We start from the raw sequence: 17504 nt of genomic DNA, 5'->3' as shown, positions 1-17504 counted from the left end.
CCTTGTAAATGAATCTGTTTATCTTTGGATTAAAGCCCTTTGGTTTTTAGCTAATAAAACAAGTGATCAATTCAACCCTTGACGCGGCGCGCATAGATTTTTCCACAGAAACGCTTTGGATCCTCAATAGCATCCTGGCATTAATCATGTTTGGAGTGGCACTGCATATCAGGATTTCTGATTTCAAGGCCTTGTTTAAAAATCCCCGCCCCGTACTGGTTGGGGTGGTCTGCCAGTTCCTGGCACTGCCCTTTCTCACTTTTTTACTTGTCCTTCTGATAAAACCCATACCGAGTATTGCACTGGGGATGATCCTTGTGGCCGCCTGTCCGGGAGGAAATATTTCCAATTTCATTACTTCCTTTGCAGGAGGGAACCGGGCCCTTTCAGTAACTTTAACTGCCAATGCAACCCTTTTAGCTGTAATAATGACTCCTGTGAACCTGAGTTTCTGGGCTGCTCTGTATCCACCCACACAGGCCATTTTAAAGGAAGTGTCGATTGCACCCCTTGAAATGATAGAAATAGTAGCCCTGATCCTGGGAGTCCCTCTGATTTTAGGAATTGTGATTAATGAACGCTACCCGACTGTAGCAGAAAAGCTTGCTAAATACCTTAAAACTATTTCGCTCGGTTTTTTTGTCTGTCTGATCCTGTTTGTAGTATACAACAACCGAACGCTGATAGAGGATTATCTTCTCTATGTTTTCTGGATTGTACTTCTGCATAATGCCCTGGCGTTTTTTACAGGCTTCTCCCTGGCCAGAATGGCTAAACTCCCTTTGGAGGATATAAGGAGTATTACTGTTGAGACAGGGATACAGAATTCGGGACTTGGTCTTATTTTGATATTTACCTTCTTTGAAGGCCTTGGGGGAATGGCTGTTCTAACAGCTTTCTGGGGTATCTGGCATCTTATTTCAGGTCTGGTTCTGGGAACGTTCTGGGCTTATAAACCTTTGGAGAAGGAGGTAGGGAGATGAGGTCAATTATGTATTTTCTTACTCAGAAAATGGCCTGCATGGCTCTTTTCTGCTATTTCCGGGAAATCCAGCTTCACGGTATTAAAAACATTCCCCGGAACCAGGCAGTAATGTTTCTGGCTAATCATCAGAATGCTTTACTCGATCCCCTGGTCATTGCCGCTTTTACACCTTTTCGCTCGTATTTTCTTACCCGGTCGGATATTTTTATCAATCCCCTGGTGAATCAGTTCTTTAAATTTCTAAGGATGCTTCCCATCTACCGGATTCGGGACGGGAGAGATACTTTATCTAAGAACACCGCTATTTTCGAGCAATGCACCCAACTGCTGCAGACTGGGAAGACCATTTTACTTTTTCCTGAAGCCAATCACAATATAATGAGGAGGGTACGACCGCTGAGCAAAGGTTTTACCCGAATATTATTTACAACACTTGAGAAAGCCCCTGAACTGGACGTCCTGCTTGTTCCTGTAGGGATTAATTATGAAAAAGCCGACAGATTTCCTGATCGCGTTGCATTTTATTTCAGCGAACCTATTACCGCCAGAGATTACTATTCTGAAAATGACCTTGCCACGTCGGTGGTCAGGACAAAAGATGTAGTGTCCGAGGCATTGAAAAGAAGCACTACGCATATTGAGGATCTCTCAGAATACGACGCTATTCACAATTACCTGGATATTCAAGCTGTAAATTATCTCGATCCCGGAGAGACGAATAAGGCTATAGAAAAATATAATGGGAAATCCCTGGAAAAGAAACAAAAAACAAAACCTGTTGTTGAGCGTATATTAAACTTTGTTTTCCTTACGATCAATGCCCCCCTTATCTTTATCTGGAGGTGGTTTTTAAAACCACAGATACAGGAGGCAGAGTTTATAAGTACATTTCGTTTTGCCTATGTCAGCGTTTTACAGCCTCTTTTTTACCTGACGCTCTGGGCATTATGTTCCGTTTACCTCGGCTTGTTCTGGGCCACCCTGATTGTTATTTTACATTTCCTTTTCAACCTGACATATGTCAAGTTCGCAAACGCCAGGTTGTGAGGCTCCCATAGATTCCGGGGTTTAAGTCCTACATCATATCCCCAAAGAAAATAGCATTCATCAGGAGTTTATTGGTGCCATACCAGAAAGCCCTGAAATTGGTATTGTCGGTAAAGAGGATAACCCTGCCTTGTCCCATTCTTCTTGTCTTAAAGGGAACGCTGTTTGATATTAAAGCAGCATTCTCCTCGGAAATATATCCACTCATCAAGGGTGATGAGGTATATTGAATGGGGTTGTTATAGCTATCCTTCTCCGGTTCTAGATAGATGTTGCTGTTTCTAAAAAGTGGAATGCTGTTGTTTTTATAGCCGAAATTAATCGGATGAGACCTGTCGATCCTGGCTTCAAAAATGGCTCCTCCGGTGACTTGCGCTCCTCTGAAGTCCTGCCTCTCGCCGAATGTCACGTTTTTGGCAACAAGCGTATCTTTTTTAAATGTAAGGTCGAGAAATTCCTGCTTATCAAACCAGTTAGCTGTCGTCCGGAACCCCACTAAGGTGCCTCCGGCTTTTACCCAACTTTTTAGTTTTTCAGCAATAGATTCACTGAGTCCGCCACTTCCCCAGCTTCCGGGAATAATAATATCGGTATAAGAACTCAGGTCTGTCCGCCCCAGATACTCTGTATCTATTTTCGTTAGTTTGATGTCATAGCGGGTATCGAATAAATGCCAGATTTCCCCTGCGTCATAGGATCTGATTCCCTCACCGACGATCAGGGCTACTTTTTGTTTTTCGACCGGTTCAAAATCGCCACTACCCAGATCGATCCCTTTAGTTGCTCCCGTACTCACGGCGGTTATTGCAATATGACTTTCTTTGGCAACTTTTTTTAGAAAGTCGTAGAGCGCCTTCCTATCCAGCTCCTGATTTTGGACCGGGATCATCACTGTACCGTAATCGTAATTCACCCCACCCATGCTAAAAGGATATTGTGCAATTTTAGCTCGTAAGTCCTTTTCGAGAATCATATTAAGGGCCTTGGGAGTATAATATTCGTGCCATTCAAACAGGTAAGCATAGGAACTCTCACCACTAACCGATCCTGTTAACGGAGTAAGTTCAGGAATCTCTGCTCCTGCATTGGAAAGAGAAGAAAGTTCTTCATAGTCAAGATTGAATGCAAGGGGGAAGGTCCATGCCGAGATATCGTAAAAAAGGCTATCGGTAAAGGTGGTCCTTTTTTCGAACATCGCTTTGATCAGCCTATGATTTTTCTGTTCCAGGGGCACGATAAAGCTATTTCCCTTTTTGTATTGTTTCCCACCAAGGGTTATATCCCTGCTGAGATCATGGAATTTAATATTCTGCCTTTCCAGGATCTCGGCCATATGCCAGGTTTTGGCTGCGTCTTTAGAATCTCCGAAAATGAAAGCTTTGGTTTTACTCCTTCCTGCTTCCGTCCTCAGGTCTCTGTAATAGTCGCGCTGATAGTTCAGGAGTTTAGTTCGCATATTTTGTGCAGCTTCAACGGTAGACAGTGCTGTTGTAAACTGATTTCTTATGGTGAACGGAAAGGTCAGGATTCCGTTTTCACTTTCCTGAATATGTCCTCTGGAACTTGCCTGTTCAAACAGGATTCCGATACTTCCCATCACATCGGGAAATGTAGAACCCTTTCCGTAGTAGTAGTCGTCGTAGTTTTCTTCAGAATAATAGAGCGAGCCAATTTTATCGAGTGCTTTGGCATGGTACGTTCCGATCTCAGCTGTAAGCTCCTGGTTCATTTTTGGAGTCAGGGGGTGCACCCTGCTGGGTTCTCCTGGCTGAAAGAAAAAAGTGGAGTTCGTACCCATCTCGTGATGATCCGTAAGGATATTAGGTAACCAGCGATGGAATGTTGTAATGCGCGCCCTGCTTTCGGGAAGTTGCACGGGTAACCAGTCTCTGTTAATGTCAAACCAGTAGTGATTGGTTCTCCCCCCTGGCCATACTTCGTGATATTCCCGCTCGTTTCCGTCGGAGTTTAGGTTCATACTCCTGTTGGTATTGGCCCAGTACGCAAATCGTTGCAGGCCGTCGGGATTGTAGGACGGGTCCATTAAGATGATGGTATTTTTCAGCATTTCATCTATTTGTGGCCCCTGGGCAGCCGCCAGATAATAGGCATACGCCAATCCGGCATTGGCCCCACTGGGTTCGTTTCCATGTACTGAAAATCCCTGGTATACTACTATTGGCAATTCCTCAACAGCAGTAGTACTACTTCCATTTTCACTCAACGCCAGGTGTTGTTGCCTGATTGTCTCCAGTTTGCTGTGATTCTGAGGGGAGGTAACGGTCAACAAAAGAATTGGTCTTCCTTCAAAAGTAGCACCTCTGTTCTCTATAGTGATACGATCACTAGCCTCAGCCAGGGTTTGCATATAAAACATAAGCTTGTCGTGCGTCACATGCCATTCGCCAACTTCATGCCCGATCACATCCGCCGGTTTTGGGATTGCTGGATCATAGGTGTATTCCTGGGGTAGGTAATAATCCAGGCTAAGCTCTTCCTGAGCGATGGTCAGTGTTGTAAACAGAAGACAGAGAATGAGTGCGAATCTTTTCATTTAAGGTTTTAATTAGTGATCGCTAAAGGTAATCAATACTTGTAGGAAGCACAAACTAGTTTGGGATGAGAATTAGGCCCGTTCCGAAAAAAAAAGACCCCCGTAAGGAGGTCTTTTTCGTATGTTGCTGAGAATAAAAAGTGAATTTATATATCGTCAAAATCGACATCAGTAAAATTGTCGAGGGGCTTATTTTCTGAGGTAGGTTCACTTTCTTCTTTCTTAAAATCTTTTTGGTGCCTTTCTGAAATTACTTCGTGACCTTTTTCGGCGATGATATAATCCATCATTTCCTCCACGTTTTCACGGAAAGCCTGGAAATCCTCTTTGTACAGGTAGATTTTATGTTTTTTGTAGTGGAAAGAGCCATCATCATGGGTAAACTTCTTACTCTCTGTGATGGTCAGGTAATAATCTCCTGCCTTGGTACTTCTTACATCAAAAAAATAGGTTCTTCTCCCGGCTCTTAATACTTTCGAAAATATTTCTTCTTGTTCGATCAAATCTTTATCGCGCATAGTACCGTTCTTGTTAGATTTTTCCTATAAAGTCATCAAAAATGGAAAAAAAAAGCTAATTCAGCAACATTTTTCTAGTTTTCTTTCTCGGAGAGCTGATGGGCATAAAGTTCCTTGTAATATCCCTGTTGTTCCACAAGTTCCTCGTGTGTTCCCTGTTGCAAAATACGTCCTTCGTCCAATACTATGATCTTATCGGCATTCTTGGCTGAGGATACCCTGTGACTTACAATCAGCGTGGTTCTGTTTCTCGATGCTTTCTTGAGATTATTGAGAATGGCCTCTTCTGTTTCTGTATCTACAGCGGATAGGCAGTCGTCAAAAAGGTAGATCTCAGGATCTTTTAATAAGGCCCTGGCGATTGAAACTCTTTGTTTTTGTCCACCACTAAGGGTAATACCCCTCTCTCCCAGGACAGTATCATACTTTTTGGAAAAGCCCATAATGTTCTTGTGAACTACGGCCATTTTTGCCACGTTCTCAATTTCTTCCTCCGAAGCTGATTCCTTTCCAAACCGGATGTTGTTGGAAATGGAATCAGAAAACAAAAAGGCATCCTGAGGAACCGCACCTATTGAGCTTCTTAAACTTTCCAGATTCAGTTTTTTGATAGGGGTCCCGTCTATTCTGATCTCCCCCGAGCTCACGTCGTATAAACGGGCAATAAGGTCGAGGATGGTTGATTTTCCAGAGCCTGTTTTTCCGAGTATTGCTACGGTTTGTCCTTCCTCAACACGGAAAGAAAGATCTTTGACAGCTGTAATATTGGTATCCTCATAGGTGAAGGTGACATGGTCGAACTCGATTTCTCCACTGATTGGCGTTTCTTCCTCAACTTCATTCCTGAGTTCAGGTTCTACTTTTAGAAATTCATTGATACGTTTCTGTGAAGCTTCTGCTCGTTGCACAAGTGAAGTCAGCCAACCAACGATGGCAACCGGCCAGGTGAGCATGTTCACATAGAGAATGAACTCAGCAATCGTTCCAATCGATTCGATATTGCCATTTATATATTCTTTTCCCCCAATATAGATCACAAAAATATTGCTTATACCAATCAATAAAATCATCAGAGGGAAGAACCAGGCATCTACTTTAGCGAGCTCCATACTTCTGCTCTTCCCTTCCAGAGCCAGGTTGGTGCCTTCGGTGTTAATTTTTGGTTCAAGGGTATAAGCTTTTATCACCGAGACGCCGGAAAAGGTTTCCTGCGCAAAGGTGGACAGAGTAGATAGGAATTCCTGCACCTTGGTACTTCTTTTATGAATGATCTTACTGATCTTATATATAAGTATCGAAAGTATGGGTAAAGGCAGGAGGGCGTAGAAGGCTATGGTAGGAGCCTTTATGAACATCAGCGGGATAAGGCAGACAAACAGGGTAAGGGTTTGCATCCCGTACATGATAGCCGGACCAGCGTAAAGGCGAACCTGACTCACATCTTCACTGATTCTGTTCATCAGGTCTCCAGTGCGATTTTTTTTGTAAAAATTCAGGCTGAGTAACTGATAGTGATCAAACACTTCATTTTTCAGATCGTATTCTATGTATCGGGACACGTTGATGATCGTTTGCCTCATCAGGAAAGTAAAAAATCCGGAAAGCAATGCGGCACCTACAATGATCATTATATATTCAAGAAGAAGGGAGGTGGCTTCGGGTTTTTGTACAGTTCCAGCCAGGTATTTTTCCACCACTTCGATAGAATTTTTCACGTAGGAGGGCATCACAAGCTGAAAAACCCTGGCAATTATGGTGATAATGATTCCCAGAAATAATTTAAACCAGTACTTTTTAAAATATTTATTGAGGTGTTTTAGTTCTTTCATAGGTCGGTTTCGCGATGCTCTCCGGTAAAGCTTGTCAAAGATAGGGCATTCACAAGAATCCAAATGTTATAAAAGACATAAGATAATATGTTCAAGAATGAAGAAACATTTGGAAGTAATACCTATTTTTGCGCATTAATTTAGTAATACCTTAAAGTTCTTTAGACATGCTCACGAGAAGGCAATTACGGGTGAAAGTAATGCAATGTATTTATGCAATCACCCAATCCAAGGATGATTCCCTAGATAAACAGGAAAAATTTCTCCGTTTGAGCATTGAGAATACCTATACCCTTTATCTTCTAATGTTGTGTCTTTTGAGAGAGCTCCACGCGATGGCGCTGCATCACGATATGCACGATTCAAAAAAATACATGGCTTCAGCCACTGATGACTTTCCTGATAAAAAGAAGTTTGTTAAGAACAAACTCTTACTGCAGTTGGTTGAAAACCCTGTGCTCAACGAAGAGTTAAAACAACGGAAAATAGAAGGATGGTACCTCAATCAGGATTATGTCAAAATTATCTTCAAAGAAATTGTTTCGAGTAGATACTACTCTTCTTATATGAAGACAGAAGGAGGTTCTTATGGGGAAGACAAGAATCTGATCATTGACCTGTTTCGGGAAGTGATCGCCCCCAATGAAAAGCTCTACGAGTTCTTCGAGGATGACAAACTTACCTGGGTAGATGATATCCCACTGGTTAATACTTTTATCCTCAAACAATTGAAAAATGTTAAGCAGGAGCAGTCTGAGCGGTATTTTCTTCCCCCCTTGCTCAAAGATCAGGAAGACATGGAATTTGCCAGGAAACTGCTGTCAAAAACCCTGCTTCAGAACAAAGTTTTGGAAGATGAAATCCAGGGGAAAACACCGAACTGGGATAAGGATCGAATTGCAGATATCGATGCCATTCTACTTAAGATGGCCATATGCGAACTTTTGAATTTCCCTTCAATTCCAGAACGGGTATCTATCAATGAGTATCTCGAGATCGCCAAGGAGTACTCAACCCCCAAGAGCAGCATCTTTATCAATGGTATTCTGGATAAACTTGTAAAGGAATACAAAAGCGAAGGAAAACTTAAAAAGACCGGCAGGGGACTACTGTAAGCATTTATTCCTTAATTTTGCAGCAAAATAATTAAATCTAGTTGTATGAAAAGAATATTCATAGCCCTGGGGGTAGTCAGTATGATCGGTTTTGTTTCCTGCAAGGAAAAGGCCTCTAACAAAATTGAAACAGCAAATGTTCAGGTAGCTGCCGAAAGAGATGCGGCCGCCAAGAACCTTCCTGTAATGACCTTTAATAAGGCCGAGCACGATTTCGGCACTATCAATCAGGGGACTCCACAGGAAACTACATTTACATTCACCAATACGGGGAATGCTCCTCTTATTATTACCAATGCTACCAGTAGCTGTGGATGTACAGTACCCGAATATCCTAAAAACACACCTATCGCCCCGGGAGAAACAGGGGAGTTACTGGTTAAATTCAATGGATCGGGACAGAACCAGGTTACCAAAACTATAACTGTTTCCGCAAATACAGAAAAGGGATCCGAATTACTCAGGATTAAAGCCTTTGTCCAGCCTAACAGCGGAGCACCTGCAGCAAATCTAGGACCAGTTAAGTAAGTTTAAATACAGATAGAATTATGAGCGAGATAGGGAATTTCCTGCCGATGATTCTGATTTTTGTTGTGGCGTACTTCTTCATGATACGACCTCAAATGAAAAGACAGAAAGATGAAAAAAAGTTTGCGGCAGCATTAAAGAAAGGAGATAAAATTGTCACTAAAAGTGGCCTTCACGGAAAGGTCGTAGACCTCAATGACAAGGATTCATCCTGCATTATTGAAACCATGGCCGGAAGACTGAAGTTCGATCGCTCAGCCATTTCCATGGAAATGAGCAGTAAATTAAATCCTCCTGCCAAATAAGGTATTGGGATTGTTAAAACAAAAAACCGGTAACTCTGAGCTACCGGTTTTTTAATTTCCTGCACTTGGCGACTTTTGCTAAGTCTTACGGTATTTGTCGTTTATGCCAATTCCCTCCCTGATCATAGGAATGATCTTTTCCAGTCGGTTCTGTTTTGTCTTTAGTTGTTTTGCCGTTTGAATATACTCACAGAATTCACCCTGTTTATAGGGCGTAAATTTATTAAAGGCCATCCGGAGTTCGCTATCTTTTTTTAAGACTTGTAGTAATTCCGGCGGGACTTCCGTTTTCTGCTTTTTCCGGGGTTTGTGGGAAAGTCCTTTTTTCTGATTCTCTATTGCCTCCGTCATATAGGCAAGAACTTTGTCTGCCATAATATCATCTAATGTGTTGAATTTCCAGTGCCTCATGGCCTTTGTTTTCCCTTCCTGGGCATTCTCAAGTACATTCCCAGGATCTTTCAGATAATAACCGTTGAAAAACCAGATTCCGAAATGAGATTTGAATGCCATAATTCCAAAGACATTTTTCCCTCCCAGGGTGTAGACTGGAGCTCCCCACTTCAGCTCCTCTTTAAGTTCGGTCTGTAGGGCCAGTGCTCTTAACCTGTTTATACCATCTTTAAAGCTTCCTTCCCTGGCGAAATAGGCCTCAATTTTCGTCTTGCTCACGGTAAATCAGTTTAGAGTTTATTAGCTGTAATTTCGCAAATTCTGACGATTACTTCAACTGCCTTTTCCATACTTTCTACAGGGACATATTCGTATTTTCCGTGAAAATTATGTCCCCCTGCAAAAATATTAGGACAGGGTAAACCCATATAACTCAGCTGAGATCCATCCGTACCGCCTCTGATCGGTTTTATTATTGGCTGTATTCCCAATTCTTTCATCGCTTCCTCAGCGATTTCTACAATATGGTAAACAGGTTCTACTTTCTCCCTCATATTATAATACTGGTCTTTAAGTTCGAGGCTAACTGATCCGGAATGTTCTTTGTTAAACTCTTCAACCAGATTTTCAAGAAAGTCCTTTCTCTTCTCAAATAATTTTTTGTCGTGGTCCCTGACGATCAGCTCCAGAGTAGCCAATTCTATACTACCCTGTAAGTTGTATACGTGGTAAAAGCCTTCGCGATCGGCAGTCTTCTCAGGTACCTCATTTTTAGGAAGACATGAGGCCAGGTCGGTTATAATTCCAATGGCGTTCACCATTTTGTTTTTTGCATATCCCGGATGAACACTTTTACCCCTGGCTGTGATCTTTGCTCCGGCCGCATTGAAATTTTCGTATTCCAGTTCTCCTATCTGACTCCCATCCATGGTATACGCCCAGGAAGCACCAAAGGCTTCAACATCAAAATGATGGGCGCCCCTCCCAATTTCTTCATCAGGAGTAAAGCCAATCCGTATCTTACCGTGTTTAATTTCAGGATGAGCTACGAGGTACTCCATAGCAGTGACAATTTCTGCTATTCCTGCCTTGTCGTCTGCTCCCAGCAGTGTAGTTCCATCTGTAACGATAAGGGTCTGACCTTTATACTGTAGCAGGTCCTCAAAATAGTCGGGAGACAAAACAATCTGTTCATTTTTATTTAGAAGGATCTCTTTCCCATCGTAATGCTCTATAATTCTGGGATTTACCCCGGTTGCTGTAAAATCAGGCGATGTATCGTAGTGAGAAATAAAACCAATGGTAGGTACCTCTTTTTCCATATTCGAAGGGAGAGTGGCCATAATATATCCACGTTCATCCATGGTGACCTCTTCAAGGCCGATATCCTGCAATTCTTTAAACAACATCTTTGCAAGTACCCATTGTTTTTGCGTACTCGGTGTTGAATCAGAATTTGGATCACTCTGGGTGTCGATTTTAACATAGCGTAAAAAGCGATCTACTATTCGTTCCATTCTAGTCAGTTTTACACAAAAGTAGCTTTTCATTTCCAAGGATCAAGAGGTCATTTCCTTGAATTAGATAAGTGGCTGAAAATTAATTTATTAGATTTAATTCGTACTAAACTCAGAGTTTTCACTACCTTACATAGACTAATCACTCAAAATCTAACACGTATGAAAAAACATTTACTCTTGCTCGCATGCCTTTTTCTGGGCTCTGTAACACTGCTGCATTCGCAGATTACAGGAACGGTAAAAGATGAAGACGGTACGCCACTACCAGGTGCCTCCGTAGTAAAAAAGGGTACCCAGGTAGGGACCACCACAGATTTCGACGGTAACTTCAGTATTGAAGCGATAATCGGAGACCGACTTATTGTTTCCTATATTGGGTTTGAACCCAAAGAAGTACAGGTGAACAGTACCATTATGGCCATTACTCTGGTTTCAGGGGTTCAGTTGGCAGAAGTGGTCATCACCGGTTCCAGAAACCCCAACAGGACCGCTACTGAAAGTACGGTGCCTATTGATGTAATTGATGTTAAGGAATTAGCCACGGCAGCACCTCAGGTGAATTTAAATCAAATCCTGAATTATGTGGCCCCTTCTTTTACTTCGAATACACAGACCATTTCTGATGGTACAGACCATATTGATCCGGCTTCCCTTAGAGGTTTGGGTCCCGATCAGGTGCTGGTACTTATTAATGGTAAAAGACGGCATACCTCCTCTCTTATCAACGTAAATGGAACATTCGGAAGGGGAAGTGTGGGAACCGACCTTAATGCGATCCCAACTGCAGCCATTCAGCGTATTGAAGTTCTTCGCGACGGTGCAGCTGCCCAGTACGGGTCTGATGCCATTGCAGGAGTTATCAATATTATCCTGAATAAAACCGTGGATGAATTGCTGATCAATGTAACTACAGGAGCGAATTTCTCCGAGAACGCCAATGACCAGACCGGCGGGGTTGACGGTGCAACCACCAACATTGCAGGGAGTTACGGAATTCCCATGGGCGACAATGGGGGATATTTAACCCTTTCAGGTGATTTTGACGTTCGCCAGGAATACAGCAGGATGAAGGAATGGGAAGGCGATGTTTTTAACTTATACAATACCGTTGAACGTTTTGCTCAAGCCGACGGGGCTGATCTCTCCTTACTACTAGACGATGACGTAACCGATGTTTTGCAATATGCCAACGCCGCAGGGATTGACACCCAGGGAGCGACAACAAAAGCCGAATTACAGCCTATACTTTCTGCAGATAATACTACGGCCGAATTAGCCGCCAGAGGCCTGGAACGAAGTGATTTCAACATGAGAGTTGGTCAGTCGGCCCTGAGGGGAGGACGCTTTTTTGCCAATTTCTCTTTACCGCTCGACGATAATGGGACTGAAGTGTATTCCTTTGCCGGACTGAGTTCAAGGACTGGAAATTCTGCCGGATTTTACAGATTGCCAAATCAGAGCAGGACATATACTCCAGCCTATTTCAATGGGTTCCTTCCCGAAATCAACTCGAATATAAAGGACCAGTCGATTTCCGTTGGTATAAAAGGGATGATAGGCGATTGGAATGTGGATCTGAGCAATACCTATGGGAAAAACTCCTTCCTCTATGTGATTGGAAATACGTACAATGCCTCCCTTCAGAATGCATCGCCAACAACCTTTGATGCAGGTGGTTTTTCATTCTCACAGAATACGGCAAACCTGGATGTATCAAAGTTTTACGATGATGTCTTTAGTGGATTAAATGTCGCTTTTGGGTCGGAGTATCGCCTTGAGAATTATACGATTGTCCCAGGGGAGGAAGCTTCCTATGCGCAGTATACGGCCAATGGAGAAGTCATCAAATTGGCTTCCCAGCAACCTGCAGTCGACTTTTTTGACAATTCGCGTCCGGGGGGATCTCAGGTTTTTCCTGGATTTTCACCCAATAATGCGCTTGAAAGACAACGTAGCAGTGTTGCAGGTTACTTAGACCTCGAGGCAGATTTTTCAGAATCCTTCCTTGCGAGTTTTGCAACCCGATACGAGAACTACAGCGACTTTGGCTCCACGATGAATTTTAAATTGGCGACAAGGATAAAGGCTTCAGATAATTTAAATATTAGAGGTGCTGTTAATTCAGGTTTCAGGGCTCCATCTTTGCACCAGCTGAATTTTAATTCCACGTCGACCATTTTTGATAACCTGGGAAATCCTCAGGAAGTGGGTACTTTTTCTAATGACAGTAAAGCGGCCAGTTTACTTGGTATTCCCGAATTGAAACAGGAAATCTCGAAAAGTATAAGTTTAGGGTTGACATCCAAAATTCCCTCAGCAAACCTTACTGTCACTGTTGACGGATACTTCGTAAAAATCGATGACAGGGTGGTCTATACTGGGCAGTTTTCAGGTCCGGGTACAGGTACCGAACTCGATCTCCTTCTAAGACAGGCCAATGCTACGGCAGCATCATTTTTTGCCAATGCAATAGATACGGAGTCTAAGGGATTAGACATTGTCATTACTCATGACGCAATTTTGTCAGACACCTGGAGATTAAAATCTGATCTCGCTGGAACATTTTCCAAAACCAAGAAAGTAGGAGATATTAATGCTTCGCAGGTCCTGCGGGATGCAGGCCTTGTCGACACCTACTTCCCTGAAGATAGCAGGGTATATCTGGAGCAGGCCGTGCCAAGGACTAAAGTAAATCTTACTAACAGTCTCTTGTCTGATAAGTGGGTCATCTTCCTGAGAAATGTTTTCTTCGGAGAGGTGACAGAAGCGACTACCACGGTAGCGAATCAACAGGATTTTGGCACCAAGATCGTAACCGACCTTTCTGTAGGGTTTAAGGCTTCCAATGAGCTGACCCTTACAGTAGGGGCAAATAATATTCTGGATGTTTATCCTGATCGTGCCGATCCGGCATTTGGAAACAGAAGCGGTGGTAGATTCGATTGGTCAAGGAGATCCCAGCAATTTGGAATTGCCGGTAGATTTCTTTTTGCCAGACTCAGCTTATCTCTAAAATAAACTTGCTATTATATAAAGTAAAAGGCCTTCTGAAACGAGGGCCTTTTTCATTTATCGTGTTGAACAAATACTAATTACCGTATAATTTAGTTTTACCATTTATACGGGCACCTAGAATCACAAAACATGAAAAAAATACTTTCAGGCTTAATTTTTATCGGACTGGGACTTATCCTTCAGGCTCAGGAAAGGGATTGTATGCTTGGGATAGGAGGGAGCAATTCTGAAACCATCATCCAGGTATTCCAGTTAAATGAGGAACAAACCCGGCAATTAGAAGAATGGCAGGCAGAACTGTCGATGGCAAATAAGGTTTATCAGGAAGATATCCGTATCCTTTTTGACACCCATCCCCAAAGTAGCACAAAGGACTTGGAGGGACTGGCATCTAAGTACAAGGTTTTAAAAGATCAGATCCTGGAAAATGCGAGGGCCTATGACTTAAAAATGTTGAAACTATTTAACCCTAGGCAATACGATCGCTACAGGGAATTATGCGCCAGTGCCGGCCGACTGCCCTACGAAGTGACACCTCAACCGTTCCCGGAGAAAGATCCGGAATAACCCTCTTCAATATTTTAGGTCTTAAGTAACTGAAAATGGCCATTGAAGTTTGTACTTTTGCCTTTCAAATTGGCTTATGTACCGCTATCTCATCAGACCTTTACTCTTTTTAATCGACCCCGAGAAAGTCCACCATATCTCTTTTACAGCAATAAAATGGTTGAGTAAACTCGGATTTTCCCGCATATTCAGAAAAATCTACCTCCTGGAGGACAGTCGTTTGGAAAGAGAGGTTTTCGGGTTAAAATTTAAAAACCCTGTAGGTCTGGCGGCAGGGTTCGATAAAAATGCACTTTTGTACAACGAGCTCTCCAACTTTGGTTTTGGATTTGTAGAAATCGGTACACTTACCCCAAGACCTCAATCAGGCAACCCAAAAAAAAGGCTATTCCGATTAAAAACGGATCAGGCTATTATCAACAGGATGGGTTTTAACAATGAAGGCGTTGAGACTGCTGTGGAGCGACTAAGGAAGGAGCACAAGGTCTTAATCGGGGGTAACATCGGGAAAAATAAACTAACGCCTAATGAAAAGGCTACAGAAGATTATATCATTTGCTTCAGAGCGCTCTTTCCCCATGTCGATTATTTTGTGGTGAATGTGAGTTCTCCCAATACACCCGGATTGCGAGAATTACAGGAAAAAGCACCATTAACTGCCTTGCTGAAGGCTCTTAAAGAGGAAAATACAAGCCTGTCCAGAGAAAAGAAAACTAAAGAGCGTCCTGTGCTCCTGAAGATAGCACCTGATCTGAGCGATGAACAGTTGTTGGATATCATCGACATTGTCCGGGATACGGCCACAGATGGTGTAATTGCCACCAATACTACCATAAGCAGGCAGGGTTTAATGTCAGATGCCGATTTGGTTAAGGAAGCGGGCGGCCTAAGCGGAAAACCCCTGAGAAGCAGAAGCACCGAGGTTATCTCATTTCTTCATGAAAAGAGCGGAGGATCTTTTCCTATTATTGGGGTAGGGGGTATCCATTCCGCTGAAGATGCACTGGAAAAACTTAAAGCCGGTGCAAGCCTTATTCAACTATGGACAGGATTTGTCTATGAGGGTCCGGCGCTCGTAAAAAGAATCAACAAGGCCATTATATCTGAAACAAACTAGTGTGTCCAGTAATCTACTACCAGGACATCTTCCAGAAAAGGTCCAATGACTTCCCCAAAAGCTTTATGGTCGGGGTGGGGGAGGTAAACGTCCCTGTCCTCTTCACTTCTGAAGGTAAGGAAGAAACAATGTGTGAACCCTTTGTCAAGTCCTTCCGGACTGTTATTGACACCCCATTCAAGGGATACAATCTGCGGGATTTTAGTTTTTAATTCAACAAAAGACTGCTGTACTTTTTTTATATTCTTTGCGGTTGTACCTGCCTTGTATTTAAATAAAACTACATGGCGGAGGACACTGTCCTGCTCTGAAACATGGGTTGAAATTGTAGCAGATTGACTCATAGCCGAAGTATTGAAGTTGAAGATGAATAAACTGAGAAGCAAGACAATTGTTCCTAACTGAAATTTCATGAGATAATTTTTTGTAATATATAAAAATGTACGTTTGTTTGTTGGAAACTCAAGAGGGGAAAGTAAATGAATTACGAGATTTTATGGGCTTTTGCGCTGGCAACAGCATCCCTGGCTATTTTCCCCGGTCCCGATAATATTTACGTGCTTACTCAAAGTATCGTTCATGGAAAAAAATATGGCCTGGCAACTACCGCTGGCCTTATCTCCGGATGTCTGGTTCATACTACCCTTCTGGCTTTTGGTGTTTCTGCAATTATCAGCCTGAATCCCATGTTGTTTTACACCATAAAATTGTTCGGTGCTATCTATTTGTTTTACCTCGCCTTCAAGGTCTGGCGAGCTTCGGCTGATCTGAGAATCGACCTGAATCAGAGTCCTAAAAAGTCCTTAGGCCAATTGTACAGACAGGGTTTTATAATGAATGTCCTCAATCCAAAAGTGACCATTTTTTTCCTGGCCTTTTTCCCCGGATTTCTATTTAGCGCCTTTATAAGTACTACACTGCAATTTTATATCCTGGGCTTTTTGTTTATGTTGATCTCATTTACGGTATTTTCACTCATCGCTGTCCTGGCGGGATCTATTTCAGGATATCTTCAAACGCATCCGAAGGCACCCTGGGTGCTAAAATGGCTGCAAATATTGGTTTTCTCGGGGATTGGTCTTTACCTGTTATTATCCTATAAATAATGGTAATTTTGATGAAGAATACTCTCTATGGAAAGGGCTGCTGAAAGTGTTAAGATCATTGAATGTCCGCGTGATGCCATGCAAGGTATCAAGGCTTTTATCCCCACTCATGAAAAAGTGAAGTATATCCAGGCTTTACTGGGTTGTGGTTTCCATACAATCGACTTTGGCAGTTTTGTCTCTCCCAGAGCGATTCCTCAGATGGCAGATACGGCTAAGGTCCTAGAAGGCCTGAACCTGGAAGGGAGCATTTCAAAATTACTGGCAATTGTAGCCAATGTACGCGGGGCTCAGGATGCCTCTCAATTTGAGGCTATCGATTATCTGGGATACCCCTTTTCGATTTCCGAAAACTTTCAGATGCGGAATACTCATAAGACTATTGCCCAATCCATTGATATCCTGAAGGAGATCCTCCAAATTGCCTCAAAAAGTGGCAAGGAGGTTGTGGTCTATATCTCTATGGGTTTTGGAAATCCCTACGGAGATCCATGGGATGTTGATATCGTAGCGGAATGGACTGAGAAACTCACTGCAATGGGGGTGAAAATACTGTCCCTTTCGGATACTGTGGGAACTTCTACGCCTGAAAATATAACCTATTTATTTTCTAATCTCATTCCGGCCTACCCCGCAGTAGAGTTCGGAGCCCATTTACATACTACGCCGAGTAGCTGGCATGAGAAAATTGATGCGGCTTTTAGCGCAGGTTGTCGAAGGTATGACGGTGCTATTCAGGGATTTGGTGGCTGTCCTATGGCAAAGGATGAACTTACCGGGAATATGCCTACTGAAAAAATGATGTCGTATTTTACGGCCAGGAAGGCTCAAACCGGGGTGAGCTGGACCGCCTTTGAAGCGGCCCATAATCGTGCTACCCAACTATTCTCAACATATTATTAAGC

The 17504-nt window shown here is 42.8% G+C and carries 16 protein-coding genes; 10 read left to right on the top strand and 6 right to left on the bottom strand.

Features of this window, described 5'->3' with window-relative positions; translation table 11 throughout:
* Window positions 1–62: 62 nt before the first annotated feature.
* Both AB8P51_RS10545 and AB8P51_RS10540 read left to right on the top strand, forming a co-directional pair.
* On the top strand, window positions 63–983 hold the full coding sequence (locus AB8P51_RS10545; protein ID WP_369748797.1) for a bile acid:sodium symporter family protein: 921 nt from the start codon (window positions 63–65) through the stop codon (window positions 981–983).
* 38 nt (window positions 984–1021) lie between these two features.
* Window positions 1022–2032 carry a lysophospholipid acyltransferase family protein gene (locus AB8P51_RS10540; protein WP_369748796.1) on the top strand — a complete coding sequence of 337 codons (1011 nt, stop codon included), beginning with the start codon at window positions 1022–1024 and terminating at the stop codon, window positions 2030–2032.
* 28 nt (window positions 2033–2060) lie between these two features.
* Here AB8P51_RS10540 and AB8P51_RS10535 read toward each other — a convergent pair whose 3' ends face one another.
* The 3 genes from AB8P51_RS10535 to AB8P51_RS10525 form a co-directional block, all read right to left on the bottom strand.
* Window positions 2061–4586 carry a M14 family metallopeptidase gene (locus tag AB8P51_RS10535; RefSeq protein WP_369748795.1) on the bottom strand — a complete coding sequence of 842 codons (2526 nt, stop codon included), beginning with the start codon at window positions 4584–4586 and terminating at the stop codon, window positions 2061–2063.
* A gap of 146 nt (window positions 4587–4732) precedes the next feature.
* The gene (locus tag AB8P51_RS10530; protein ID WP_369748794.1) at window positions 4733–5104 is read right to left on the bottom strand and encodes a PUR family DNA/RNA-binding protein; all 372 of its coding nucleotides are present in this window, start codon (window positions 5102–5104) and stop codon (window positions 4733–4735) included.
* A gap of 74 nt (window positions 5105–5178) precedes the next feature.
* Window positions 5179–6933, bottom strand: a complete 1755-nt coding sequence (locus tag AB8P51_RS10525; RefSeq protein WP_369748793.1) for an ABC transporter ATP-binding protein — start codon at window positions 6931–6933, stop codon at window positions 5179–5181.
* A gap of 167 nt (window positions 6934–7100) precedes the next feature.
* Between AB8P51_RS10525 and nusB the strand changes: the two genes are divergently transcribed.
* From nusB to yajC, 3 genes are read left to right on the top strand one after another with little or no spacing between them, the layout of a single operon-like run.
* On the top strand, window positions 7101–8048 hold the full coding sequence (gene nusB / locus AB8P51_RS10520) for a transcription antitermination factor NusB (protein WP_369748792.1): 948 nt from the start codon (window positions 7101–7103) through the stop codon (window positions 8046–8048).
* 45 nt (window positions 8049–8093) lie between these two features.
* On the top strand, window positions 8094–8576 hold the full coding sequence (locus AB8P51_RS10515) for a DUF1573 domain-containing protein (protein WP_369748791.1): 483 nt from the start codon (window positions 8094–8096) through the stop codon (window positions 8574–8576).
* A 20-nt stretch (window positions 8577–8596) separates the two neighbouring features.
* Window positions 8597–8881, top strand: coding sequence for a preprotein translocase subunit YajC (gene yajC, locus AB8P51_RS10510; protein WP_369748790.1), 285 nt, complete (start codon window positions 8597–8599; stop codon window positions 8879–8881).
* 78 nt (window positions 8882–8959) lie between these two features.
* Here yajC and AB8P51_RS10505 read toward each other — a convergent pair whose 3' ends face one another.
* Together AB8P51_RS10505 and pepT are read right to left on the bottom strand one after the other, a co-directional pair.
* A complete protein-coding gene (locus AB8P51_RS10505) occupies window positions 8960–9553 on the bottom strand; it encodes a YdeI family protein (protein WP_369748789.1) in 594 nt (197 codons plus the stop codon).
* An 11-nt stretch (window positions 9554–9564) separates the two neighbouring features.
* Window positions 9565–10791, bottom strand: a complete 1227-nt coding sequence (gene pepT, locus AB8P51_RS10500; RefSeq protein WP_369748788.1) for a peptidase T — start codon at window positions 10789–10791, stop codon at window positions 9565–9567.
* Between the two features lie 162 nt (window positions 10792–10953).
* Between pepT and AB8P51_RS10495 the strand changes: the two genes are divergently transcribed.
* The 3 genes from AB8P51_RS10495 to AB8P51_RS10485 all read left to right on the top strand — a co-directional run bounded on the left by AB8P51_RS10495 (window position 10954) and on the right by AB8P51_RS10485 (window position 15493).
* Window positions 10954–13812, top strand: coding sequence for a TonB-dependent receptor domain-containing protein (locus tag AB8P51_RS10495; RefSeq protein WP_369748787.1), 2859 nt, complete (start codon window positions 10954–10956; stop codon window positions 13810–13812).
* Window positions 13813–13938: 126 nt separating this feature from the next.
* A complete protein-coding gene (locus AB8P51_RS10490; RefSeq protein ID WP_369748786.1) occupies window positions 13939–14376 on the top strand; it encodes a hypothetical protein in 438 nt (145 codons plus the stop codon).
* A gap of 76 nt (window positions 14377–14452) precedes the next feature.
* Window positions 14453–15493: a quinone-dependent dihydroorotate dehydrogenase gene (locus AB8P51_RS10485; RefSeq protein ID WP_369748785.1), complete on the top strand. Its 1041-nt coding sequence runs from the start codon at window positions 14453–14455 to the stop codon at window positions 15491–15493.
* Here AB8P51_RS10485 and AB8P51_RS10480 read toward each other — a convergent pair.
* Window positions 15490–15906, bottom strand: coding sequence for a Dabb family protein (locus AB8P51_RS10480; RefSeq protein WP_369748784.1), 417 nt, complete (start codon window positions 15904–15906; stop codon window positions 15490–15492). The two genes, AB8P51_RS10485 and AB8P51_RS10480, sit on opposite strands and share 4 nt — an antisense overlap.
* A 66-nt stretch (window positions 15907–15972) precedes the next feature.
* On the opposite strand from AB8P51_RS10480, the gene AB8P51_RS10475 reads away from it, so the two are divergent.
* The gene (locus tag AB8P51_RS10475) at window positions 15973–16599 is read left to right on the top strand and encodes a LysE family translocator (RefSeq protein WP_369748783.1); all 627 of its coding nucleotides are present in this window, start codon (window positions 15973–15975) and stop codon (window positions 16597–16599) included.
* A gap of 27 nt (window positions 16600–16626) precedes the next feature.
* A complete protein-coding gene (locus AB8P51_RS10470) occupies window positions 16627–17502 on the top strand; it encodes a hydroxymethylglutaryl-CoA lyase (protein WP_369748782.1) in 876 nt (291 codons plus the stop codon).
* Window positions 17503–17504: the final 2 nt, after the last annotated feature.

This window comes from Muriicola sp. SD30, from assembly GCF_041205185.1.
Lineage (GTDB): Bacteria > Bacteroidota > Bacteroidia > Flavobacteriales > Flavobacteriaceae > Muriicola.
Note: the sequence above shows the minus strand (reverse complement) of the source record. Positions and strands in the feature narration are given on the sequence as shown.